The following is a 23163-nucleotide window of genomic DNA, read 5'->3' as shown; positions in this document are numbered from 1 at the left end:
CCGGAGCGCCGGATGGCCAACGACATCGCCGCGAACCACGGCCACCTGCCGAGTGAGTTGGCCGCCGAGGCGATCGCGGGACACGTGGGGAAGTTCTGGGACCCGCGCATGCGTACGCGGTTGTACGAGTTCGTCGACGCCGGAGCGGACGGTCTCGACCCGCTCGTCGTCGCCGCGGTGAAGCTCCTGCGCTGACCCGCCGGGTCGGACACGCGCCGTCTCCCCTGTAGATCATCGCGGGGGAGGTGCCGCGTACGCTGGGGCGGCCCCGGACAGAGAGGAACCGTTCATGCTGTTCCGGCAGCTTGAGTACTTCGTGGCGGTGGCGAGGGAACGGCACTTCGCCCGGGCGGCGGAGTCCTGCTACGTGTCCCAGCCGGCGCTCTCGGCGGCGATCGCCAAGCTGGAGCGGGAGTTGAACGTCACGCTGATCAACCGCGGCCACAACTACCAGGGCCTCACCCCGGAAGGTGAACGCCTCGTCGTCTGGGCCAAGCGCATCCTCGCCGAACAGGACGCGTTCAAGGCCGAGGTGGCCGCCGTGCAGTCCGGCATCACGGGAACACTGCGCCTGGGCACCGACCCCACCGCGTCCACGACCCTGGCGCTTCCCGTGGCCGCGTTCTGCGCGGCGCACCCGCTGGCCAAGGTGCAGGTCCGTTCCCGCCTTTCCACGAAGGAACTCCACCGCCAACTGCGCGACTACGAACTGGACGTGGCGATCGCCCACTTCGATCCCGGCGACCAGGAGGGCCTGCAGGTCGTCCCCCTCTACCAGGAGCGGTACATGCTGCTGGTGTCGGACGACCAACTCGTCGCCCAGTCCGCCACCGTGACCTGGGCGGACGCGGCCCAACTGCCGCTCGCGCTGCTGACACCCGACATGCGGATCCGGCAGATCGTGGACACGGTGTTCGCGCAGAAGGGGTTCGTGGTGACCCCGCAGGTCGAGACGGACTCCATCGCGTCCCTCTACGCCCATGTGGGCGGCGGCGGTTGGGCGAGCATCGTCCCGCACACCTGGCTGCGCGCCATGCCCGTCGTAGGCCGTACGTTGGCCCTTCCCCTGGTCGACCCGGAGGCGGGCGCCCAGGTCTCGGTGGCGATCCACGCGGCCACCCCCGGATCGGTCGCCGCCCGCGCGTTCGTCAACGCCGCGACAGCCCTGTCCCTGGACGACCTCTTCACCCGCCCCCTGCCGACAACCGAACACCGCGTGCGGTGAGCCCGGCGGGCGGGGGCGCGTGTCGGGCCGGCAGTACTTCCCCCGGTTCCGGCCCGTCGCGAGGGGCCTCACACCGGGACGACTCTCTTCGCCCACACACCCGTCAGCTCGCCGCCCCGGCCAACGGACGAGTGCCGCGTGCGGTGAGCCTGGTGGGGGGCGCGTGTCGGGTCGGCAGTAGCTTCCCGGTTCCGGCTCGTCGGGAGGGGTGTCGCCGGGGGTGGCTGTCTTCGTCTACGCAGCCGTGAGCCTGGTGGCCTCGCCGACGGGCGAGCGGCGGGTGCGGTGAGTCCGGTGAAGGGGCGTGTATCGGGTCAGCAGCGGCCGCCGTCCAGTCCCGCCCGCGACGAGCCTCACCGGATCTCTTCCTCGCGCGCTCGTTGCCCAGCTCAGGGTGCGTACCGGGCCTGCACCGCCTTGCGGTCCAGGCCGCCCTTGGCGGTGTGTGGCAGGGCGGCGACCACGTCCAGGCGGTCGGGCACCTCGAACGGGGCCAGCCGGTCGCGGCAGTACCGCAGGATCTCCGCGACCCCCACGCTCTCGCCCGCCCGCACGACCACGGCGGCGCCGACCCGCTGTCCGTACACCGCGTCGGCCACGGCGAACACGGCCGCCTCGGCGACCCCCGGGCAACCGGCGAGGATGTCCTCGACGTGCTCGGGCGAGATCTTCTCCCCGCCCCGGTTGATGACGTTCTTGATCCGCCCGGTCAGTGACAGATACCCCTCCGCGTCCAGCGTGCCCAGATCACCGGTACGCAGCCACCCGTCGACGAAGGTGTACGCCGACTCGTCGCGGTCGGCGAGATACCCGCGGGCGACGGTAGGACCGTGCACCCACACCTCGCCCTCGACGCCCACCGGACAGGCCTGCCCCCTCCGGTCGACGACCCGCACCTCGACCCCGGTCGGCCGCCCGACCGACCCCTGCTTCAGCGCGCCACGCTCGGGCAGCGGCTCGCTCGTCGCCTGGTGCGAGGACTCGGTCATCCCGTACGCCGACAGCAGCGGCGCCCCGAACGTACGCTCCAACGCGCGCTGCGTGGCCGTGTTGAGAGGTGCGCTGCAACTCCGTACGAACTTCAGGGGCGGAGCCTGAGGCCCCGGGTACTCCCGCTCCGAACGGTCGAGCAGAATCTCGTGGATGGCCGGCACCGCGGTGAACCAGGTGGCGGACACGGCCCGCATGTCGTCCCAGAACGTACCCGCCGAGAACCTCCCCCGCTCGGGCAGCAGCACACATCCCCCGCTGGCCAGGGAGGCCAGCAGCGCCGCGAACAGCCCGTGGCCGTGGAAGAACGGCATCACCGCCACTGTCGCGTCAGCCGGGCTCAACTCGTAGGTGACGCAGATGCCTTGGACGGACGCTGCCACGTTGCTGTGGCTGATCGGAACCATCTTCGCCCGGTCGGTGGTGCCCGCGGTGAACAGGACGAGCGCGTCCCGCTCAGACAACTCACCCGCCGCACCCGGCACTTCGGGAGCGGCACCGGTGTCGAGCATGACTGTCGCCGTGCCCGCCCGGGAGGCGTCAACCCGCAGCGGCCACACGGGAACCGGCAGCACGACGTCGGACACCGACGGCCCGACCAGTACCGCCCGGGCACCCAACGCCTTTATTCGCGCCGCCAACTGAAGCGCGGGAAGCGCCGGGTCCAGCGGGGCGACCACCACTCCGGCCCGCGCCGCACCCAGCAACGCCACAACGAACTCAGCGGTGTTGGCACAGATCAGACCGACCGCGTCGCCCCGACCCAGCCCCGTACGGCCGAGCCGGGCCGCCACGTCGTCGGCGAGCGCGGCGAGGCCACGGTAGGAGAGGTGCACGCGTTCGCCGGTGACGACCAGAGCCCGGGCGTACGGGCGTTCCCGTACCTGCCGGTCGAGGAGGTCGACGAGGCCCGTGAGCGCCGGAGGCCGGTACCGGTTCGCGTCGCGCACGGATGCCGCGGCCGGAACCGCCATGACCCCACCCCCTCGCGCCAGATCTGATGAAGCAGTCCTCTGCGAGCCTGCGGCGACTCGCGGCCGGCGTCCAATACGCACTGGTGAACGGCCGATAGCAGGCGTCTATCAAGGGAGTTGGCGACGCCTCCACCAGCGGTCGATAGACGCTGTTTATCGGCTGGTCGCCGATGGGTCTTGGACGTGGGCGGACGCGCTGCGGATGGTGAGGGAAGTAGCCGCTCCGGCAGGACCTGCCCAAGGAGGACCTCGGACCATGACCGCCCCCTCGCCCCTGGAGACCGCGGCAGCAGCCGACGTTCCGACCGAGCTCACCGACGGGTACCACCTGGTCGTCGACGCGCTCAAGATGAACGACGTCGACACCATCTACGGCGTGGTCGGCATCCCGATCACCGACCTGGCCCGCCTCGCCCAGGCGCAGGGCATCCGTTACATCGGCTTCCGGCACGAGAGCAACGCCGGACACGCGGCTGCGGCGGCCGGCTACCTCAACAAGAAGCCCGGCGTGGCACTGACCGTGTCGGCGCCCGGCTTCCTCAACGGTCTGGTCGCCCTGGCCAACGCGACCACCAACTGCTTCCCGATGGTCCAGATCTCCGGCTCCAGCGAACGCCACCTCGTCGACCTCAAACAGGGCGACTACGAGGAGATGGACCAACTCGCCGCCGCGCAGCCCTTCGTGAAGGCCGCCTACCGGGTCAGCCGCGTCGAGGACATCGGCCGGGGCATCGCCCGCGCCCTGCGCACCGCGATCTCCGGGCGCCCCGGCGGCGTCTACCTCGACATTCCCGCAGCCGTGCTCGGCGCCATCATGCCCGCCGCGGATGGCGCGAAGACGCTGAGCCGTCTCGTCGACCCCGCCCCGCGCCAGCTGCCGGCGCCGGAGGCCGTGGATCGCGCGATCGAGCTACTGGCAGGCGCCGAGCGGCCGTTGGTCGTCCTGGGCAAGGGCGCCGCCTACGCGCAGGCCGACGACCGGGTCCGCGAGTTCATCGAGTCCACCGGCATCCCGTACGTACCGATGTCGATGGCCAAGGGCCTGCTGCCCGACGACCACCCGCAGTCGGCGGCCACCGCACGCTCCCTGGCGCTGAAGAAGGCCGACGTCGTGATGCTGATCGGCGCCCGCCTCAACTGGCTGCTGGGCCATGGCCGGACGGGCTGGAACCCCGACGCCAAGTTCATTCAGATCGACATCGACTCCAAGGAGATCGACAGCAACCAGCCCATCGCCGCCCCGCTCGTCGGCGACATCGACTCGGTGCTCGAAGCACTCGCCGACCGGACCAAACCCGGCCGGATCACGGCCCCTTCGGCCTGGCGCGAGGAACTGGGTGCCCGCTCGGCGCAGAACGTGGCCAAGATGGCGGTGCGTCTCGAAGCCGACCCGCACCCCATGCAGTTCATGGGCGCCCTGAAGGCCGTACGCGACGTCGTGCGCGCGCGACCGGAGACGTACATCGTCAACGAGGGCGCCAACGCCCTGGACATCGCGCGCAACGTCATCGACATGCACGTACCGCGCCACCGCCTCGACAGCGGCACCTGGGGTGTCATGGGCATCGGGATGGGTTACGCCATCGCGGCCGCCGTCGAGAGCGGCGCACCGGTCATCGCCGTCGAGGGCGACAGCGCCTTCGGGTTCAGCGGCATCGAGATCGAGACGATCTGCCGCTACAACCTGCCCGTCATCACCGTGATCATGAACAACGGCGGCGTCTACCGGGGCGACGACGTCAACCCGTACGACGACGCCCCCTCGCCGACGACCCTTATGGGCGCGGCCCGCCACGACCTCCTGATCGAGGCGTTCGGCGGCAAGGGCTACCGCGCGACCACCCCCGCCGAGGTCACCGTCGCCCTCACGGAGGCGCTGGCCTCGGGCGGCCCGGCCCTCATCGACTGCGTGATCGACCCCTCGGCCGGCACCGAGAGCGGCCACATCTCGCACCTCAACCCCAAGGGCATCACCGTCGGCAACATCACGGCCGCGAAGAAGTGACCCTGACCCTTCTGTGTCTCGAACTCCCGCTCCGTTCACGTACGTTCACGAAAAGGATGCAGACATGAGTGAAAAGCCGCTCGCCGGAATCAAGGTGATCGACTTCACCGGGGTCCAGGCCGGTCCCGCCTGCACACAGTTGCTCGCCTGGTTCGGTGCCGACGTCCTGAAGGTGGAGCGTCCCAACGGCGGCGACGTCACCCGCCAGCAGCTGCGGGACATCGAGGACCTCGACGCGCTGTACTTCACGATGCTCAACAGCAACAAGCGCTCCCTCGCCATCAACACCAAGACCGCCGAGGGCCTGGAGGTGCTGGAGAAGCTCATCACCGACGCCGACGTACTGGTGGAGAACTTCGCCCCCGGCGCCCTGGACCGCATGGGCCTGACCTGGGAGCGTATCCAGGAACTCAACCCGCGCCTGATATTCGGCTCGGTCAAGGGCTTCAACGACGACTCGTCCTGGAACGATCTCAAGGTCTACGAGAACGTCGCCCAGTGCGCGGGCGGCGCCGCGTCCACCACCGGCTTCTGGGACGGCCCGCCGACCATCTCCGGCGGCGCCCTCGGCGACACGAACACCGGGATGCACCTGGCGATCGGCATCCTCACTGCGATCATCGACCGGGGCAGGACGGGCAGGGGACAGAAGGTCTCCGTCTCCATGCAGGACGCCGTACTCAACCTGTGCCGGGTCAAGCTGCGCGACCAGCAGCGCCTGGAGCGGGTCGGCCACCTGGAGGAGTACCCGCAGTACCCGAACGGCGAGTTCGGCGACGCCGTACCGCGCGGCGGCAACGCGGGCGGCGGTGGGCAGCCCGGGTGGGTGCTCAAGTGCAAGGGCTGGGAGACCGACCCGAACGCGTACATCTACTTCACCGTCCAGGAGCAGAACTGGAAGCGCACCGCCGAGGTGATCGGCCGTCCCGAGTGGGCCGAGGACGCGGAGTACGCCACCGCGCGCGCCCGCCAGTCGCACATCTTCGAGATCTTCGACGAGATCGAGAAGTGGCTCGCGGACAAGACCAAGTACGAGGCGGTCAACATCCTGCGTGAGTGGGAGGTGCCCTGCGCCCCGGTCATGAGCATGAAGGAGCTGGCCTACGACGAGGACCTGCGCAAGAGCGGCACGGTCGTCGAGGTCGAGCAGAAGGGCCGGGGTACGTACCTGACCGTCGGCAGCCCGGTGAAGTTCTCCTCCTTCAAGCCGGACATCGCCGGCGCCCCGCTGCTGGGTGAGCACAGCTCCGAGGTGCTGGTCGAACTCGGCTACGACGAGGCGACCATCGGCCGGCTGAAGGAGAGCGGCGTCATCGTCTGACCCGACGCGACCGGGTCCGACGAGGCCGGGTCCCACGAGACCTGCGGACGCGGAAGCGGCCGTGACCCTCGGGTCACGGCCGCTTCCGCGTCCGTCCGGCGAGTTCAGGCCGTCGCCTCGGCCTCGGCCCGCCGCCGCAGCAACTCCCGCTCCCGCTCGCGCTCGCGGCGTGCGGTGACGTCCCGGATCACCGCACCGACGTACGTGCTGCCGTCGGGGGCAGGCAGGAGTACCACGCTGAACTCGATGGACAGCTTGCGGCCGTCCGCCGCCAGCGCCGGAACGTTCAGCAGATCTGCGTCGCCGTACTTGGTCGTGCCCCGGTCCATGGCCTCCTGGAAGCCGTCCCAGTGACGCTTGCGGTGTCGCTCCGGGATGATGACGTCCAGACTGCGACCGTCCACGTCGCCCGCCGAGAACCCGAAGATGCGCTCAGCGCCCCGGTTCCAGAAGCGGATCAGTCCTTCGCCGTCGATGATCACTATGCCGTCGGTCGCCTGGGCGGCCATTCCCAGCACCACCTCGGGATCCAGATCTTCCATGTCGCCTCCGCGCTGGGGCAGTTGGACAACTGAACGCATGCAGGGCGACAGTATACAGATGGATCGTATACAGAATCCATGCGGCAACTGGCAAAGGCGGGAGCCCCGGCACCACCGGGGGTCCCGCCTTTGCCAGTTGCCCGCGCCTCGACTTCTACTCCGGCATCATGCGGCGGTGCCCAGGGCGAGGAGGTCGCTGATCGCGTGGACGGTCCGGAGGGTGGGGACGTCGACGCCGGTGTTTTCGGCGAGTTCGATGACGGCGGTCAGGAGGACGTCGAGTTCGAGGGGTTTGCCTCGTTCGAGGTCCTGGAGGGTGGAGGTGCGGTGGTCGCCCACTCGTTCGGCGCCGGCCAGGCGGCGTTCGATGGAGATGCCGATACGGCAGTTGAGCGCTTCGGCCACGGCGAGGGTCTCTTCCATCATCGTCTGGATGACCTGACGGGTGCCGCCGTGGTGGCACATCTGGCGCATCGTGGCGCGAGCGAGCGCGCTGATGGGGTTGAAGGAGATGTTGCCGAGGAGTTTGAGCCAGATGTCGTTGCGCAGGTCCGGCTCGACGGGACATTTCAGTCCGCCGGCCTGCATGGCCTCGCTGAAGGCCTGGCAGCGCGGGGAGAGGGTGCGGTCCGGTTCGCCGATGGAGAACCGGGTGCCCTCCAGGTGCCTGACGACGCCCGGCCCTTCCAGCTCGGTCGCCGCGTACACGACGCAGCCGATGGCCCGCTCGGGCGCGAGCACCGCACTGACCGCGCCGCCGGGGTCCACACTCTCGATGCGATGACCGTCGTGAGGTCCGCCGTGGTGGTGGAAGTACCACCACGGGATGCCGTTCTGGGCGGCGATGACGGCGGTGGACTCGTGGAGCAGCGGCTCGATGAGCGGCCCGCACGCCGCGTACGAGTTTGCCTTGAGCCCGAGAAAGACGTAGTCGACGGGGCCGATGTCGGCGGGGTTGTCGGTGGCGTGGGTGTTGGCGGTGAAATCACCGCGGGGGCTGAGCACCCGTACACCGTGTCGCCTCATGGCCGCGAGGTGCGGTCCACGGGCGACGAGATGGACGTCGGCGCCTGCTTGGTGCAGGGCGGCGCCGACATAGGCGCCGATGGCTCCGGCGCCGAGGATGGCGACTTTCACTGGTGGCGCTCCGTTCGGTCGAGGGTGTACCGCGGAACTGTCGAAAAGTGTCGACGAAATATTGTCTACAGGATGGAATTGCTGCCAGCAAGGGTTCGGGTGGGGACCCGCGCGGCCACCCGTGCGGCCACCCGCCCGGGGTGAGCTGGGTTTCCGGGCCTTTGTGCGCCGTAGACTGTAGGCGAAAGCCAATCCATACTTGGCTCTCACGCGCGTGGCGACGACGCTGCGGAGGAGGGGCTGTGATGTTGTCGACGACAGGACTGCCGCAGGGCGCGGTGCCCAAGCTCGAACGCCCCGGACCGTTGCGCGACCGGGTGTACGAGGCCCTGCTCGAACTGATCACCACCCGTGCCCTGCAGCCCGGGCAGCATCTCGTCGAGAGCGAACTCGCCGGGCATCTCGGGGTCTCACGGCAGCCGGTGCGTGAGGCGCTCCAGCGGCTGAACGCGGACGGCTGGGTCGATCTGCGGCCCGCGCAGGGTGCCTTCGTGCACGAACCGACCGAGGCGGAGGCGGACCAACTCCTCACCGTGCGAACCCTGTTGGAGGCCGAGGCCGCCCGCCTCGCCGCCACCAACGCGAGCGCCTCGGCCATCGCGGTGCTGGAGGAGATGTGCGCCGAGGGCGAGCGCGCGGTCGCCGCCGACGACGTGGACGCCGCGGTCGCCATAAATGCCCGCCTGCACGCGAAGATCATGGAGCTGGCCGGCAACACGGTCCTCGCCGAGCTGGCGGCTCAGGTCGACCGCCGGGTGCGCTGGTACTACACGCCGGTCGCCCGGCAGCGCGGTCGGCAGTCGTGGATCGAGCATCGCGACCTGATAGCGGCGATCGCGGACCGCGACGGGCAGCGCGCGACCGAGGTCATGCGGGCCCACACGGAACACACGCGGAAGATGTACCACGACCGGGAGAAGAAGTAGCCAGAACTAGCCTCGGACCTGGGCATCCCGTAGCCGCCTCGTCGCTCGCGGTGAGAGATATGCAGGTGAAAGCCAGTCCGAAAGCTTGGTATTGTTGGTCATGTCGCCGCCGGGAACACCCCTGAAGCGACAGACACCTGGTCCGGGTGGCGGAATGGCAGACGCGCTAGCTTGAGGTGCTAGTGCCCTTTATCGGGCGTGGGGGTTCAAGTCCCCCCTCGGACACACAGCAACACAGCACACAAAGAGGCACCCGCCTCCGGCTTACGGCCGGGAGCGGGTGCTTTTTTCGTGCCGCCACCAGGAGTTGAGGCGGAACCCGGCGGGCGGCGAACGAGGAGCTGGGCGAGATCATCGTGCGATCGTCGCGGCGGCGGCGGGGGCGGCGGGGGCGGCGGGGGCGGCGGGGGCGGCGGGGGCGGCGGAGCTTGGACGGGGGCGGACTTCCGCCCAGATCGTCTTGCCGCCCGGCGGATACGGCTGTGTGTCCCAGTGGTCGGCGAGGGCGGCGACCAGGAGTAGGCCGAGGCCCGACTCGGTGTCCACCGGTGTCTCGAAGTCCGCGCGCAGTACGGGCAGTTGCTCGCCGCGCGCGTCGGTGACCGAGATGCGTACGGTACCGGTCGGCACGTCGAGCGTCAGAGCTACCTGGAAGTCCCGGCCCTGTACGCGGCCGTGCAGCACGGCGTTCGCCGCGAGTTCGGCGACGATCTGTTCGACGCGTTCGGTTACGGCGGGTGACACCTGCCACGCCTGGAGTCGCTCCACGGCGAGCAGTCGGGCGAGGCGGGCGCCACGACGTGTGGAGGACAGACGCTGGGCGAAAGTGTGTACGGTAGCCGGAATTTGGGATGCGGGGGCACTCATGGGGCAACCGTGGCGGGCGCGCGGGGGCGCGTTCCAGGGGTACGGCCCGTACGGTGCGTCAGCGTACGGGGACATTCTGTAGACGGTACGTCGATCTTGCCGTCACGCTGGGTGAGTCGATCGCGGGTCGATCGAGGAACAGTCGTACGTACACACCTGGAGGTGGCCGCGCATGACCGACGGTACGGAGAGCATGGACGGCGACGAGTCGGCGGTCGGTGAGGTGGAGCGGGAGCCCGATCCCTCCGACAGTCTGCGGACCTTCGGGGCCGTCGTCCAGGCCCTGCGCGAACACGCCGGGCACAGCAGGGCCGAGTTCGCGGAGCTGGTCCGGTACTCCAAACACACCGTGGAGTCGGTGGAGTTGGGGCGACGGATGGCGGACGAGGCGTTTGTGGAGCGGGGGGAGGAGGCCACGGGGAACACGGGGGCGCTGCGGAAGTCGGCGAAGTTCCTCACGCGGGGGGATGCGGGGCTGGCGGCCTGGTTCCGGCGGTGGGCTCGGCTGGAGCGGGTCGCGGTGAGCCTGTGTACGTACGAGTGTCGGCTGGTGCCGGGTTTGTTGCAGTCGGAGGGGTATGCGCGCGCGGTGTTCGGCAACAGCATTCCGCCGCTGTCGGACGAGCAGTTGGAGGCCCAGGTCGTCGCTCGCCTGGAACGGCAGAAGCTGTTGCGCGAGAGGCCGAACGTCCCGTTCAGCTTCATCGTGGAGGAGCATCTCTTTCGGCGTCGGCTGGGTGGCATCGAGGTGACCCGGGGCCTGCTCGACCATGTGCTGGAGCTGAGTGCACCGCGCAACGTGACGCTTCAAGTCATGCCGCTGGATGCCGAGTTCCACGCGTGTCTGGACGGCCCCGTGCGGCTGCTGGAGACTCCTGAGCGTCGGCGGCTCGCGTACTCGGAAGGACAGCAGAACGGGCGCCTGATCAGCGGCGCGAAAGAGGTGAGCCTCCTCTATCAGGGCTATGACACACTGCGTTCGCAGGCCCTGAACCCCCACGTCTCGCGGGGTTTGTTGGAGAGAATGCGAGGAGAGCTATGAGCATGACGGAACTCGCCTGGTTCAAGTCCAGCTACAGCGGCACCCAGGGCGACGACTGCGTCGAGGTCGCCTGGTTCAAGTCCAGCTACAGCGGTAGCCAGGGTGACAGCTGCGTAGAGGTGGCTCGTGCCCAACAAGTCATCTGCGTAAGGGACTCCAAGGACCTGACGCGCCCCCATTTCACGGTCGGGCCGGACGGCTGGACCTCGTTCGTGCGGTACGCCGCGCACGGCTGAGCCTCTCGGGCAGGCTCAGCCGCACGACGGCGTCACGGCGCTACGGCGTTACTCAGTCCCGCAACCTGTCGATCTGCCGCAGCTTGTTCGTCGCGTCCAGAGCCGCCACCTTGTAGGACTCCGCGAGCGTCGGGTAGTTGAAGACCGCGTTGACCAGGTAGTCGACCGTGCCGCCGCAGCCCATCACGGACTGGCCGATATGGATCAGTTCGGTCGCTCCCGTGCCGAAGCAGTGGACGCCGAGGAGTTTGCGGGTCTCCGGGCAGACCAGCAGCTTGAGCATGCCGTGGGAGTCGCCGATGATCTGGCCCCGGGCCAGTTCGCGGTAGCGGGAGATGCCCACCTCGAACGGGATGCTCTCCTCGGTGAGTTGGTCCTCGGTGCGGCCGATGAAGCTGATCTCGGGGATGGTGTAGATACCGATGGGCTGGAGGTTGTGCATCCCGTCGACCGGTTCGCCGCACGCGTGGTACGCCGCCGCCCTGCCCTGTTCCATCGAGGTCGCGGCGAGGGCCGGGAAGCCGATGACGTCGCCGACGGCGTAGATGTGCGGCACCTCGGTGCGGTAGTGCTCGTCGACCGTGATCCGGCCACGCCGGTCGGCGGACAAGCCGGCCTTGTCGAGGTCGAGGTCGTCGGTGAGGCCCTGTCGGCCCGCCGAGTACATCACCGCGTCGGCGGGGATCTTCTTGCCGCTCTCCAGGACGGTGAGGGTGCCCCGGGAGTGACGTTCCACCGCCGCGACCGTCTCCCCGAACCGGAAGGTGACCGCCAGGTCCCGCAGGTGGTACTTCAGGGACTCGATCACCTCGACGTCGCACATGTCGAGCATCCCGGCCCGCTTCTCGACCACCGTGATCTTGCTGCCCAGGGCCGCGAACATGCTGGCGTACTCCATGCCGATCACCCCGGCACCCACGATGACCATGGAACGCGGGACGCCTTCGAGGTTGAGCACGTTGTCGGAGTCCATGATCGTGCGGTCGTCGAACTCGACGGTGTCCGGCCGGGCCGGCCGGGTCCCCGTGGCGATGACGATGTGCTCGGCGCTCAACAGCCGTTCGTTGCCGGTCACTTCGTGCAGGGCCACGGTGTGGTCGTCGACGAAGCGGCCGGTGCCGGCGAACAGGGAGACGTGGTTGCGGGACAGCTGGCTGCGGATGACGTCGACCTCGCGACTGACCACGTGCGAGGTGCGCGCGGTCAGGTCGGCGACGGTGATGTCCTCCTTGAGACGGTAGCTCTGGCCGTACAGATCACGCTGGGTGAGGCCGGTGAGGTAGAGCACCGCCTCGCGCAGCGTCTTGGAGGGGATGGTGCCAGTGTGGATGGAGACCCCACCGACCATGTCGGGGCGGTCGATGACGGCGACCCGGCGGCCGAGCTTGGCCGCCGCGATGGCAGCCTTCTGGCCGCCCGGGCCGGATCCTATGACAAGCATGTCGAAGTCGGGCACCCTGGTGAGTCTGTCAGCCGGAGGCCACCGCCCGGAAGGGTGAACGGGCAACGTTTGGCGCCCACTTCGACCTAGGAAGGCTGCGGAGTGAGCCGTTTGAGACCCTTGCGGTCGTAGTAGCGGGCCATCGCGAAGCCGAAGAGCAGCGCGAGTGCGGCGCCGACCGCGATCATGATCCAGGCGCGAGTCAGTCCGGCGTCCCCTCGGGCGTCGAAGTAGAGGATCGCGCGGGCCCCGTCGCCGAGTTGGCGCATGGGCTCGAAGACGGACAGGAAGCGGTAGAAGCCCGGGACCGCCTGGAGCGGGACCGTCGCACCGGACGAGGGCAGGCCCAGGACGATGAACACGAACATCGACACGAGCTGCCCGATCCCCCCGAACGCCGCGTTGATGGCCTGGACGCCGAGGCCGACCGCGAGGGTGGCGCAGTACGAGTACAGCCAGAGCAGGGGCAGGTGGTCGGCGTCCATGCCGAGGATGCCGACGGTGGCGACCATGATCAGGGAGACGCTCAGAAGCGTGATCCCGGCGGTCATGCCCATCTTCAGCAGCAGCGTCTGGGTACGGCTGACGGGCACGGTGGGCCGGCGCGTGTGCCAGGGGCCGATCTCGTTGTCGGCGTAGCCGAGGGAGGTGTCCACCCCGTTGCTGATGACGTTGGCGCCGAGGAATCCGGCCAGCACGAGCAGCAGGGTGTAGTAGAAGGTGCTCAGACCCAGGCCGCTGTGGGTGCCGATGGGGTGACCGACCTGGGGGGTGACAGTGACCGGGTCGGCCAGCAGCAGCTTCGTCGTGGCGCTGGCCCCCTTCGCGCTCGCCGTCAGCTGCTCGCCGATGGTCTGCGAGGCCTGGTGCGCGGCCAGCGTGGTGATCTGACTGGCGAGGGACGAACCGAGGCTGCCCTTGCCGGGGTTGGTGAGCACGGTCAGCGCCGGACGGGCGGTGGCGCTCGTGCCGGTCAGCGCGGCGACCGAGGCGGTGAAGCCGTCGGGTACGACCAGCGCGCCGTAGATCTTGCCCGAGTCCAGCTCGTCCTGGGCCCGGGCGAGGCTCAGTTCACGCCACTCCGCCTTGTCGCCGCCGGAGGTGTCGGTGGTGATCGCCTGGATGATCTGGGCGCCCAGGTTCTCCTTCTGCCCGGGCAGCGGCGCGCCCCGGTCCGCGTTGACGATGCCGATGGGCAGGTCGTGCAGGTCGCGGTTGGGGCTCACGATGCCGCCCATGTAGAGCAGCGACAGCAACAGCGCGAGCAGCCCGGTCAGGACGGTGGGGAGCAGCCACAGCTTGGGGCGGCCCAGCAACGCGGTGGCGCGTGCCTGCGTACCGACGACGGGGGTCACCGGGGCCACGGACGCCTGGGGCTGTGACGTACTGGATGTACTGGCGGTATCGGATTCACCAGATGTGCTGGAAGTACTGGACGTACTCGACGGGCTGTCGGACGGGTCGCTGTTCGGTGTGCTGTCGTCGGCTGGCATGGTGCTCCGGTGGCTCCTGGACGGGACAGGGCAGGACAGGGCGGGAAGAGGTGAGACGGGACCGATTGGGCCTGGGCGGGATCGTACGGACTTGCGCCGTACCGGCTGCACCCGGGTGGTCGCGTCCGCCCGGTCAGGATCGTGCGTACGGCCGCACAGCCGCACGAGCGACTCGCCGAACCGGAGTCGACGAACGTATGACTACGGGGCGACGCGCACGCGAACCCCGTCGAGGGCCACCGCGGGGACGCGGTCGCGCTGGGTGTCGTTGAGGAAGTTCGTCGAGGTGATACCGGCGAGCATGCGTACCAGGTCGTCGAAGCTCATGTCGGTACGCGCCTCCCCGGCCAGCTGCGCCCGCTCGAACAGTGGGCCGCCCGCCTGGTACATCGACTCCCGGCAGGCCAGGAAGATCTCCGACTCGTGGTCGAGGGCCTCTCGGACGGCCCAGGGCGTCATCCACGACGCCGAGGCCGCCGTCGCGCAGGCGATCAGCACCCTGCGTACGGCACTTGGCGCCGCCTGACCTGGAAAGACCTCCAGGCGGGGCCGGGTCACATGGCGTCGAGGTAGTCCCTCAGCACCTGGGAGCGGGACGGGTGGCGCAGCTTGGACATCGTCTTGGACTCGATCTGGCGGATACGTTCGCGGGTCACGCCGTACACCTGGCCGATCTCCTCCAGGGTTCTGGTCCGGCCGCCGAACAGGCCGTAGCGCAGGGCGATGATGCCGGCTTCTCGCGGGGTCATCTCCGCGAGGATGGACTGGATGGTCTCCTGGAGGAGCAGGAAGGTGACCATCTGCGTGGGCGTGACGCTGTCCCTGTCCTCGATCAGGTCACCGAACTCGCCGTCGCCGTCCTCGCCGAGGGCGGTGTGCAGCGAGACGGGTTCCCTGGTGTAGGCGGCGAGTTCCGGCAGCCGCTCCACGGGGACCCCTGCCTTGTCCGCCAGCTCCTCCGGCGTGGGTTCCGTCCCGGAGTCCTGGATCAGCTCGCGGCGGGTTCGGGCCACCCGGTTGATGACCTCCACCAGATGCACGGGGATACGGATGGTCCGGCCCTGGTCGGCCAGCGCGCGTGAGATCGCCTGCCGGATCCACCAGGTCGCGTACGTCGAGAACTTGAAGCCCTTTGTGTAGTCGAACTTCTCGACGGCCCTGATCAGGCCCGTGTTGCCCTCCTGGACCAGGTCCAGGAACAGCAGTCCGCGGCCCGTGTACCGCTTGGCGACGGACACGACCAGGCGGAGGTTCGCCTCGATGAGGTGGGACTTGGCGCGCTCCGCGTCCCCGGCGAGGATCTCCAACTCCCGTCGGCGGACGGGGTCCTCGGGCGGGTCGTCCAGCAGCTTGTGCTCCGCGTACAGTCCGGCCTCGATCCGTTTCGCGAGGTCGACCTCCTGTTCGGCGCTGAGGAGCCGGACCCGGGCGATGAGCCGGAGGTAGTCCCGCACCTGGTCGACCGAGCCTCCCGTGGTGCTGAGCCGGGGGAGGGGAGCATCGCTCTCGTCCTCGGTGGCCGGGTCGAACACGTCGGTCACCTCGGTATCGGTCGCCATCGTGCTCACTTCCTCTCCAGGAGTGCACGCGGGAACGTCCCTGTAGGAGAACGAGGCACGACCCCCGCGTGTTCCGGAGTCCCCCGGGCAATCACCCGGCCGCCGCCGAACCCGCCCCTCGGGCTGATGCCGATCATTCCCCGGGGATTCCGGTTTTCTCCGTCCCCCGGGGAACCGCTGTCGGGCGCGAAGGGCACCCATGCGTCAGCAGTCGCGGAACTCCGGCGACTGGTTGAGGATCTGCGAGCGGAGCGAGGTGAAGCGGGCGTAGGTCGCGCCGTTCTGTGCACCGGGGTGGAAGGCCGCGACCCGGTGGCAGTTCTGGAAGGCGAGCGCGACGCCGAAGTGTCGCTCCAGACTGCTCCGGATCGCGTCGCTGGCCAGCGCCCGCAGCAGCTGGCCGCGTTCCTTCTCAGAGGGCGGCGGGGTCTGGTTGTCGGCGAACTCGGCCGTGCCGCCCTGGAGTTCGGAAGTGAGGTCGGCGATGAGCTGGTAGGCGTAGGGGAGCGAGGTGCGGACGGTTTCGATGAAGTCGTCCTCGCGGATGTCACCCTGCTCGGCTTCGGCGAGGAGCTGGGGGGAGACGTCGAGCGACATGTGTGGGTGTCCTGTTCTCTGGTTCTCTGGTCTTCGTGCGTTCGTGCGTTCGTGCGTTCGTCGGTTGGGGCTTTTGGGTTTTCGCGGGTGGTGCGGGTGGTGCGGGTGGTGCGACTCGGGCTGGGTCAGGCGAGCGCGGCAGGCCCGTGGACGAACTCCGGGTCCACCTGCTCGGCCAGGTTCAGGCCCGTCGCCCGGTTCGCCCACGCCCGGGCGTTGCGCAGATGGAACTCGACGGCGTGCCGCTGGAAGGTGGCCCAGTCCTTGGGGCGGGCGTCGACCGCTTCCCTGAGCAGGTTCAGTGCGTGCAGGTTCTGTGGCTCCAACTCGCCCTGATCGCGGCCCTGTTCGGCGGCGCGCACCCAACTGGACTGGACGAGGTGGGTGAGCAGGTCGCCGCCGGTCTCCTCCTTGAGGAAGAGCAGGTCGTCCTCGCCGGTGACCTTGTTGCCGATCACCGCGAGCGGAATCCCGAACTCGCGGGCGTGGTCGCGATACTGGCGGTAGACGGAGACGCCCTTGCGGGTCGGTTCGGCGACCAGGAACGTCATGTCGAACCGGGTGAACAGTCCGGAGGCGAACGCGTCCGCGCCGGCGGTCATGTCGACGACGACGTACTCGCCGGGACCGTCGACGAGATGGTTGAGGTAGAGCTCCACCGCGCCCAGCTTGGAGTGGTAGCAGGCCACGCCCAGGTCGCTCTCCTCGAAGGCACCGGTCGCCATCAGCGCTACGCCGCCCACCCGTTCGACGTGCCGGGTGTGGATCTCGTCGTCACCGAGCGGGCGCAGCAGCCGTGATCCCCGGCCGGCCGGGGTCGTCTTGACCATGGCCTCGCGCGACGCGACACGCGGGTTGGTACCGCGCAGGAAGTCCTTGATGTCACCGAGGTGGGCACTGAGCGGCGGCGCGGCGAAGGCCTCACCGCCGACCGGGTCGAGCGCCTGGGCCAGATGCTGGTTGATGTCGCCGTCGATGGCGACCACGGGGGCGCCGGAGCGTGCGAGGTGACGGGAGAACAGGGCGGACAGCGTGGTCTTGCCGCTGCCGCCCTTGCCGACGAACGCGACGCGCATTACCGGGCCACTCCTCGCGGCAGGAGCAACTCTTTACGAGCCGTTTTGAAAATGAATGTCATGTGGCAAGTTTTTATGCGGCGCCCTGGGCTCTGTCAAATCACCTCGCCCTCAACCGGGCTGCGGGGGTTGGGAATTGACGATCGTTTGTTCGATCAACATAAATGCATATGATGTGCAGGTGCGTGACTATTGCATCAGAGCTGCGACCCCCGACGACCTCGACGGCGCGCGAGCCGTCATGCTCGACACCGTCTACCGGGACTTCGGGACGGGCTACGTGCCCCGCTGGCACGGCGACATCATCGACCCGGCGTCCGCCTATCTCGCGCCCGCCCGTCATACCCTCCTCGTCGCGGTCGACGAGGGTGACGCGCACGTCGTGGCCACCGCGGCGCTCGACTCGCGTGGCCCCCTCCATCCGCCGAACCCGCGTCATGTCGCCGAGCGCTATCCGTCCGGCGCCACCGCGCAGTTGCGCCGGGTGTACGTCCGCCCCGAGCACCGCAGGCGTGGTCTGGCCCGGCGGCTCGTGGCCGAACTCCTGGCCTTCGCGGCGGCCGACGGCGCTTACCGCGCCGTGTATCTGCACACGGACCCGGCCGTGACCGGCGCGGAGGGTTTCTGGCGGTCGCTGGGCAAGGTCGTGCACGACGAGCGCGAAGGTGTGGGCGCGGGTGGCGGGCAGAGTGTCGTGCACTTCGAGGTTCCGCTGATCCGGTGATCGGCGATGGTCGGTCGGTGGTCGGTCGGTGGTGATCGCAGGCGGGCGGGCGCGGACCGACTCCCGGGCTGACTGTCGGACTAGCTATTGGAAATGATTATCAGATAGGCTCCCGTTTCTGTGCGGCCCTCGTCCGCGCCACCCCACCCCTTCCCTCTTACGGAACCGAGGACCATGCGCACCCCCCGCCGTCGCCGACTGCTCGTCGGACTGCTGCTCTCCCCGCTGCTCACCGGCTGCTTCGCCTCTGGCGGCGACGACGGCAGCGACTCGTCGTCCGACGCCGGGTCCGGCTCCCGGCTGCGGGTCGCGCTCGCCTTCCCGCCCACCGAGAACCTCTCGCCGTACGGTGCCGACGCCACCCTCCTCAGCCGCCTCGGCGTCACCGAAGGTCTGACCGCCCTCGACGCCAACGGCTCCGCCGCGCCCGCGCTCGCCGAGTCCTGGACCCGCGAGGACGACCGAACCTGGCTGTTCACGCTGCGCGATGCGCGCTTCCAGGACGGCACCGATGTCACCGCGGCCACCGTCGCCGCCGCCCTCACCCGCGCGACCCGGGCCGAGCCCGAGCCCGCCGCCTTGACCGGCGTCACCCTCACCGCGAAGGCCGCCGCCGACGGACGTATATCCGTCACCACTGCCGAGCCCGACCCCGTGCTCCCGCTGCGTCTGTCCAGCCCAGGCCTCGTCGTCCTCGCGCCCAAGGCGTTCGCGAAGAAGGGCGCCGTCGACCCGGTCGGTACCGCCACCGGGCCCTTCGAGCTGACGAAGACCACCGGATCCACCGCGGCGACCCTCGACCGCTTCGACGACTACTGGGGGGGACGCGCCCAGGCTGCCGGGATCGACGCCCGGTTCATCGCCGACGGCACCGCCCGCGCCAACGCCCTGCGCACCGGCGAGGTCGACATCGCGGAGTCGATTCCCGTCGCCCAGGCCGCCTCCCTCGACAAGGCGACCCGTCGCGAGACCGCCACGGCACGCACCGCCTCCCTGCACCTCAACACCAGGTCCGGCGTCTTCAAGGAGGCGAAACTGCGCGCCGCCGCCCGCGCCGCCGTGGACACCTCAGCCCTCGCCGACGGTGTCTACGAAGGCCACGCCGACGCCGGCCAGGGCATCTACGGCCCCGCACTCACCTGGGCCGAGGGCAAGCGCGTCCAGCCCGCCGCGCGTGCGAAGGCGACGGCGCCCGACGGGACTTCCGTCACCCTGGCCACGTACGACAACCGGCCCGAACTCCCCGAAGCCGCCCAGGTGTTGAAGCAGCAGCTGGAGAAGGCCGGGTTCAGGGTGAAGCTGGAGGTACGGGAGTACTCGCGCCTCGAAAGCGACCTGCTGGCCGGCAAGTTCGACGCCGTCGTCGCCGCCCGCAACACCATGCTCGACTCCGGCGACCCTGTCTCCGTCCTCGCCAGCGACTACACCTGCGACGGCGGCTACAACCTCTCCCTGCTCTGCGACAAGAAGGTGGACCGGGCCGTCGCCAAGGCCGAGGGCGTCGAGGACACCGCCGAGCGCCAGGACGCGGCCATGGCGGCGGAAGCCCTCATCCTCGGCGCCGACGCCGTCGTCCCGCTGGTCCACCAGCGGATCATCACCGGCGTCGACGCCGACGTACAGGGCGTGCTCCTCGATCCGTACGAGCGCACGCTGGTCGGTACCGGAACGCGGCGCTGACCCCGTGCGGGGACGTGCGGGCACGCTGCTGTGGCGTGCCCTCCTCGCCACGCTGCTCGTGTGCGGGATCGGCCTGCTGCCCTGGCTGACCCGCACCGACTCGGCGTTCACCGTGCTCAAGGCCCGGTCGGCGGAGCGCGAGGCCACCCCGGCCGTGCTGGCTGACATCCGGGAGCAACTCGGCCTGGACGCCGGGCCGTTGAGGCTGCTCGGGGACTGGCTCGGCGGGCTGCCGCGCGGCGACGCCGGGCGGTCATGGATCTCCGGTGCAGAGGTCATGCCGGATGTACTGCAGGCGCTCGGCGCCTCGCTGCTGCTGATGGCCGTGGCGCTGACCATCGCGTTTCTCGTCGCCGCGCTGGTGTGTGCCCGCACGCTGTGCGGCGGCGGCGGCGGCGGGCGTCGGCGCGGCGGCAGCGGGTCGGCGATGGTCGCCGCGCTGCCCGAGTTCCTCACCGCGTCCGTGCTGGCCACGGTCGTCGGCGTCCAGCTCGGCTGGCTGCCCGCCCTCGGCTGGTACGGGCTCCAGTGGACGATCCTGCCCGGCCTCGCCCTCGGCCTGCCCGCCGGCGCGCTGCTCGGGCGGCTCCTCGACGATCTGCTGCCCGGCGCCTTCGCGGAGCCCTGGGCGCTGGCCGCCGCCGCACGCGGTATCCCGGCCCGGCGCATCGCGAGCCAGGCGGTGCGGCGCTGCCTGCCCGCACTGCTGCCCAACGCCGGGCTGTTCGTCGTCGGGCTGACCGGCGGCTCGGTCGCCGTCGAGCAGATCTTCGACATTCCCGGCCTCGGCCGCACCGCCCTCCAGGCCGCCATCGCCCAGGACCTGCCCGTCCTCCAGGCGAGCACCCTCGCCCTCGTCCTGCTGGCGGTGCTCGCCGCGGGCGCGACCCGGGTCACGGCCCGGCTGCTCATCGGCCCCGCCCTGCGCGACGGCGGCCTCTCCTCCCTGCACCGGCCCGCGCCGCCCGCCCGCCGCACCCCGCCCCTGCTGTACGCCGGTGTGCTGCTCGGCGTCGTCGCCCTCGGTCTGCCGCGTGACCCGCTCGCGCTGGACACCCGCGCCCGGCTCCAACCCCCTTCCTGGGCACACCCGTTCGGCACGGACGCCCTCGGCCGTGACGTCCTCGCCCGAGTCGGGCACGGTGCCCTCGACACGCTGCTGCTCGCCGCCGCGATCAGCGCCGCCGCCCTCCTCATCGGCCTGGTCCTCGGGCTGGTGCCCCGACTGTCCGGACCGCTCGTCGACACCGTCAACGCGATACCGCCCGTACTTGCCGCGCTACTGGTCACGGCGGTCGTGGGCAGTGGCGGGGCCACCCCGGCGCTCGCCGTGACCGCCGTCGCCTGGGCGCCGCTGGCCGCGCACACCGCCGCCCTGCTGCGCCAGGAACGGGCCACCCTGCATGTCACGGCCACCCGGGGCCTCGGCGCCGGCCGCTGGTACGTCCTGCGCCACGAACTCCTGCCCGCCGCGCTGCCCCCGGTCACCCGGCACGCCCTGCTGCGGCTGCCCGGCGTCGCCCTCGCCCTGGCCGCCCTCGGCTTCCTCGGCCTCGGCGCCCAACCGCCGTCCCCGGAATGGGGGTTGCTCCTCGCCGAGAACCAGCCGTACGCCGAACGCGCCCCCTGGGCGGTTCTCGCCCCCGCCGCCGTACTCGCCCTGCTCGGCGCCCTGGCCGTCACCGCCGCGGGCCTCACCGCCCGACGACAGCGGATGAAGCCGGTGCGGGCTACCCAACCGAGCCTGGAGAAAAGGGAGTTGGCGTTCCAGTGACCACGTACGTAGCCGCCGTCGAGGCCAGGTCCCCTGCCCGGACGCCCCGGTCGCCGCTGCCTGCGACACGGCAGCGGAAGGAGCCTGTGCGGCTGACCCAACGGCGCCCAGAAACAAGGCGGTTGGTCCTCAGGTGACCACGTCCTCAACCGTCGTCGAGGCCAGGTCCCCTGCCCGGACGCCCCGGTCGCCGCTGCCTGCGACACGGCAGCGGAGGGAGCCTGTGCGGCTGGCCCAACCACACCGAGAAGCGCAGGAGTTGGGTTTTCTGTGACCAGCCCCGCAACCGGCGTCGACGACGAGGCGCCCGCCCGGATGCGACTTTCGCCGCTGCTGCGGCTGCTGATCCTGACCCAACTCGCCTTCAACGTCGGCTTCTTCGCCGTCCTGCCCTTTCTCTCCGCGCATCTCGGGCAGACGATCGGTATGGCGGGGTGGCTCGTCGGGTTCGTTCTCGGGCTGCGCACCTTCAGTCAGCAGGGGCTGTTCGTGGTGGGCGGCGCCCTCGCCGACCGGTACGGCATCCGGCCGGTGGTGCTCGCGGGCTGCGCCCTGCGCATCGCCGGCTTCGGCTGGCTCGGTTACGCCGACTCGACCGCGACCGTCATCGGCGCCGTCCTCCTCATCGGCTTCGCCGCCGCGCTGTTCTCGCCCGCCGTCGAGTCCGAGGTGGTCCGACAGGCGGTGGTCTGGGAGGAGCAGGGAAACGGCTCACGCACCCGGGTCCTCGCGCTGTTCACCGTCGCGGGGCAGGCGGGCGCCTTCGTCGGGCCGCTGCTGGGCGGACTGCTGCTGTCCGTCGACTTCCAGGTGGTGTGCCTCGCGGGCGCCGGAATCTTCGTCCTCGTCCTCGCCGGACATGCCTGGCTGCTCCCACAGCACATACCCGGCCGGGAGCGCGTACGCGCGAAAGGGGGCGTGCGCGCACTGCTGCGCAACCGTCGATTTCTGGCACTCTGCTGCGCGTACGGCGCCTATCTCCTCGCGTACAACCAGCTGTATCTGGCGCTCCCCGACGAGGTGGAGCGCGCGACCGGCTCGCAGACCGCGCTGGCCTGGCTGTTCGCCCTGTCCTCCCTGCTCGTCGTGACCGCCCAACTGCCGGTCACCCGCCTGGTCGGCGACCGGCTCGCCCTGCGCCGCTCGATGGTCGCCGGGATGCTGCTGATCTCCGCCGGGTTCGCGGTGGTGGCGCTGGCCAGGCCCGCAGGGTGGACCGGCGCCGCCGGGCTCCTGCCCGCCGCCGGCTTCGTCGTCCTGCTGACCTTCGGCCAGATGCTGGTCGCGCCCGTGGCCCGCGCCTGGGTGCCCGACCTCGCCGAGGAGGGCCGGCTCGGCCTCTACACCGGCGCGCTGTCGTCGGTTTCCGGCCTGATCGTGCTGGTCGGCAGCTCGCTGACCGGCACCCTTCTCGACACCGGGCTGCCCGCTGCCGTGCCGTGGCTGATACTGGCCGCCGTACCCCTGGCGGCGATCGCCGTACTGCCGCGCCGAGCCTGAACCATGGCCGGGGAAGCACCCCGGGGGTCTGGGCGGCACGGCCGTGGGGCATGC

Annotated in this window: 20 protein-coding genes, 1 tRNA gene and 1 pseudogene; 12 read left to right on the top strand and 10 right to left on the bottom strand. The window is 70.1% G+C overall.

Going from position 1 to position 23163, the window contains the following annotated elements; translation table 11 throughout:
• Positions 1-12: 12 nt before the first annotated feature.
• Both QA861_RS06795 and QA861_RS06790 read left to right on the top strand, forming a co-directional pair.
• Positions 13-195, top strand: a complete 183-nt coding sequence (locus QA861_RS06795) for a formate dehydrogenase subunit delta (protein ID WP_334590480.1) — start codon at positions 13-15, stop codon at positions 193-195.
• 94 nt (positions 196-289) lie between these two features.
• Positions 290-1225: a LysR family transcriptional regulator gene (locus QA861_RS06790; RefSeq protein ID WP_334587298.1), complete on the top strand. Its 936-nt coding sequence runs from the start codon at positions 290-292 to the stop codon at positions 1223-1225.
• Positions 1226-1614: 389 nt separating this feature from the next.
• Here the strand turns inward: QA861_RS06790 and QA861_RS06785 are convergent, their stop codons facing one another.
• Positions 1615-3189, bottom strand: coding sequence for a FadD7 family fatty acid--CoA ligase (locus QA861_RS06785; RefSeq protein WP_334587297.1), 1575 nt, complete (start codon positions 3187-3189; stop codon positions 1615-1617).
• 256 nt (positions 3190-3445) lie between these two features.
• Between QA861_RS06785 and oxc the strand changes: the two genes are divergently transcribed.
• Complete coding sequence (gene oxc, locus QA861_RS06780; RefSeq protein ID WP_334587296.1) at positions 3446-5194, top strand: oxalyl-CoA decarboxylase; 1749 nt, start codon at positions 3446-3448, stop codon at positions 5192-5194.
• A gap of 64 nt (positions 5195-5258) precedes the next feature.
• On the top strand, positions 5259-6515 hold the full coding sequence (gene frc / locus QA861_RS06775) for a formyl-CoA transferase (RefSeq protein WP_334587295.1): 1257 nt from the start codon (positions 5259-5261) through the stop codon (positions 6513-6515).
• A 104-nt stretch (positions 6516-6619) separates the two neighbouring features.
• Here the strand turns inward: frc and QA861_RS06770 are convergent, their stop codons facing one another.
• Positions 6620-7057 carry a PAS domain S-box protein gene (locus tag QA861_RS06770; RefSeq protein ID WP_334587294.1) on the bottom strand — a complete coding sequence of 146 codons (438 nt, stop codon included), beginning with the start codon at positions 7055-7057 and terminating at the stop codon, positions 6620-6622.
• Positions 7058-7222: 165 nt separating this feature from the next.
• Positions 7223-8194: a 2-dehydropantoate 2-reductase gene (locus QA861_RS06765; protein WP_334587293.1), complete on the bottom strand. Its 972-nt coding sequence runs from the start codon at positions 8192-8194 to the stop codon at positions 7223-7225.
• Between the two features lie 248 nt (positions 8195-8442).
• Here QA861_RS06765 and QA861_RS06760 point away from each other — a divergent pair, with 248 nt between their 5' ends.
• Together QA861_RS06760 and QA861_RS06755 are read left to right on the top strand one after the other, a co-directional pair.
• Positions 8443-9120, top strand: a complete 678-nt coding sequence (locus QA861_RS06760) for a GntR family transcriptional regulator (protein ID WP_443041551.1) — start codon at positions 8443-8445, stop codon at positions 9118-9120.
• 140 nt (positions 9121-9260) lie between these two features.
• Positions 9261-9345: transfer RNA gene (locus QA861_RS06755), tRNA-Leu, on the top strand.
• A gap of 126 nt (positions 9346-9471) precedes the next feature.
• On the opposite strand, the gene QA861_RS06750 is transcribed toward QA861_RS06755, so the two are convergent.
• Positions 9472-9987 (bottom strand): ATP-binding protein, encoded by a 516-nt coding sequence (locus QA861_RS06750; RefSeq protein WP_334587291.1) that lies wholly within the window; start codon positions 9985-9987, stop codon positions 9472-9474.
• Between the two features lie 172 nt (positions 9988-10159).
• On the opposite strand from QA861_RS06750, the gene QA861_RS06745 reads away from it, so the two are divergent.
• Both QA861_RS06745 and QA861_RS06740 read left to right on the top strand, forming a co-directional pair.
• Positions 10160-11029 (top strand): helix-turn-helix domain-containing protein, encoded by an 870-nt coding sequence (locus QA861_RS06745; RefSeq protein ID WP_334587290.1) that lies wholly within the window; start codon positions 10160-10162, stop codon positions 11027-11029.
• Positions 11026-11265, top strand: coding sequence for a DUF397 domain-containing protein (locus QA861_RS06740; RefSeq protein WP_334587289.1), 240 nt, complete (start codon positions 11026-11028; stop codon positions 11263-11265). The genes QA861_RS06745 and QA861_RS06740 overlap by 4 nt, the downstream gene beginning before the upstream one ends.
• A 52-nt stretch (positions 11266-11317) precedes the next feature.
• Here the strand turns inward: QA861_RS06740 and sthA are convergent, their stop codons facing one another.
• From sthA to QA861_RS06710, 6 genes and pseudogenes are all read right to left on the bottom strand, one after another.
• Positions 11318-12721: a Si-specific NAD(P)(+) transhydrogenase gene (sthA, locus tag QA861_RS06735; RefSeq protein ID WP_334587288.1), complete on the bottom strand. Its 1404-nt coding sequence runs from the start codon at positions 12719-12721 to the stop codon at positions 11318-11320.
• 71 nt (positions 12722-12792) lie between these two features.
• A complete protein-coding gene (locus QA861_RS06730; RefSeq protein ID WP_334587287.1) occupies positions 12793-14199 on the bottom strand; it encodes a YhgE/Pip domain-containing protein in 1407 nt (468 codons plus the stop codon).
• A gap of 201 nt (positions 14200-14400) precedes the next feature.
• A pseudogene (locus QA861_RS06725) lies at positions 14401-14658 on the bottom strand (SbtR family transcriptional regulator); the annotation flags it as partial.
• A 95-nt stretch (positions 14659-14753) separates the two neighbouring features.
• Positions 14754-15758: an RNA polymerase sigma factor gene (locus QA861_RS06720; protein WP_334587286.1), complete on the bottom strand. Its 1005-nt coding sequence runs from the start codon at positions 15756-15758 to the stop codon at positions 14754-14756.
• A gap of 204 nt (positions 15759-15962) precedes the next feature.
• Complete coding sequence (locus tag QA861_RS06715; RefSeq protein WP_334587285.1) at positions 15963-16355, bottom strand: SCO5389 family protein; 393 nt, start codon at positions 16353-16355, stop codon at positions 15963-15965.
• 125 nt (positions 16356-16480) lie between these two features.
• Positions 16481-17431 (bottom strand): ATP-binding protein, encoded by a 951-nt coding sequence (locus QA861_RS06710; protein WP_334587284.1) that lies wholly within the window; start codon positions 17429-17431, stop codon positions 16481-16483.
• A 181-nt stretch (positions 17432-17612) separates the two neighbouring features.
• On the opposite strand from QA861_RS06710, the gene QA861_RS06705 reads away from it, so the two are divergent.
• From QA861_RS06705 to QA861_RS06690, 4 genes are all read left to right on the top strand, one after another.
• Complete coding sequence (locus QA861_RS06705; protein ID WP_334587283.1) at positions 17613-18155, top strand: GNAT family N-acetyltransferase; 543 nt, start codon at positions 17613-17615, stop codon at positions 18153-18155.
• A 174-nt stretch (positions 18156-18329) separates the two neighbouring features.
• Entirely contained in the window at positions 18330-19835 is a 1506-nt protein-coding gene (locus tag QA861_RS06700; RefSeq protein ID WP_334587282.1) for an ABC transporter substrate-binding protein, read from the top strand.
• Positions 19836-19839: 4 nt separating this feature from the next.
• Positions 19840-21609 (top strand): ABC transporter permease subunit, encoded by a 1770-nt coding sequence (locus QA861_RS06695; protein ID WP_334587281.1) that lies wholly within the window; start codon positions 19840-19842, stop codon positions 21607-21609.
• Positions 21610-21924: 315 nt separating this feature from the next.
• On the top strand, positions 21925-23109 hold the full coding sequence (locus QA861_RS06690; protein ID WP_334590479.1) for an MDR family MFS transporter: 1185 nt from the start codon (positions 21925-21927) through the stop codon (positions 23107-23109).
• Positions 23110-23163: the final 54 nt, after the last annotated feature.

It is taken from the genome of Streptomyces sp. B21-083, assembly GCF_036898825.1.
Taxonomy (GTDB): Bacteria; Actinomycetota; Actinomycetes; order Streptomycetales; family Streptomycetaceae; genus Streptomyces.
This window is presented reverse-complemented; position numbering and strand designations above follow the sequence as displayed.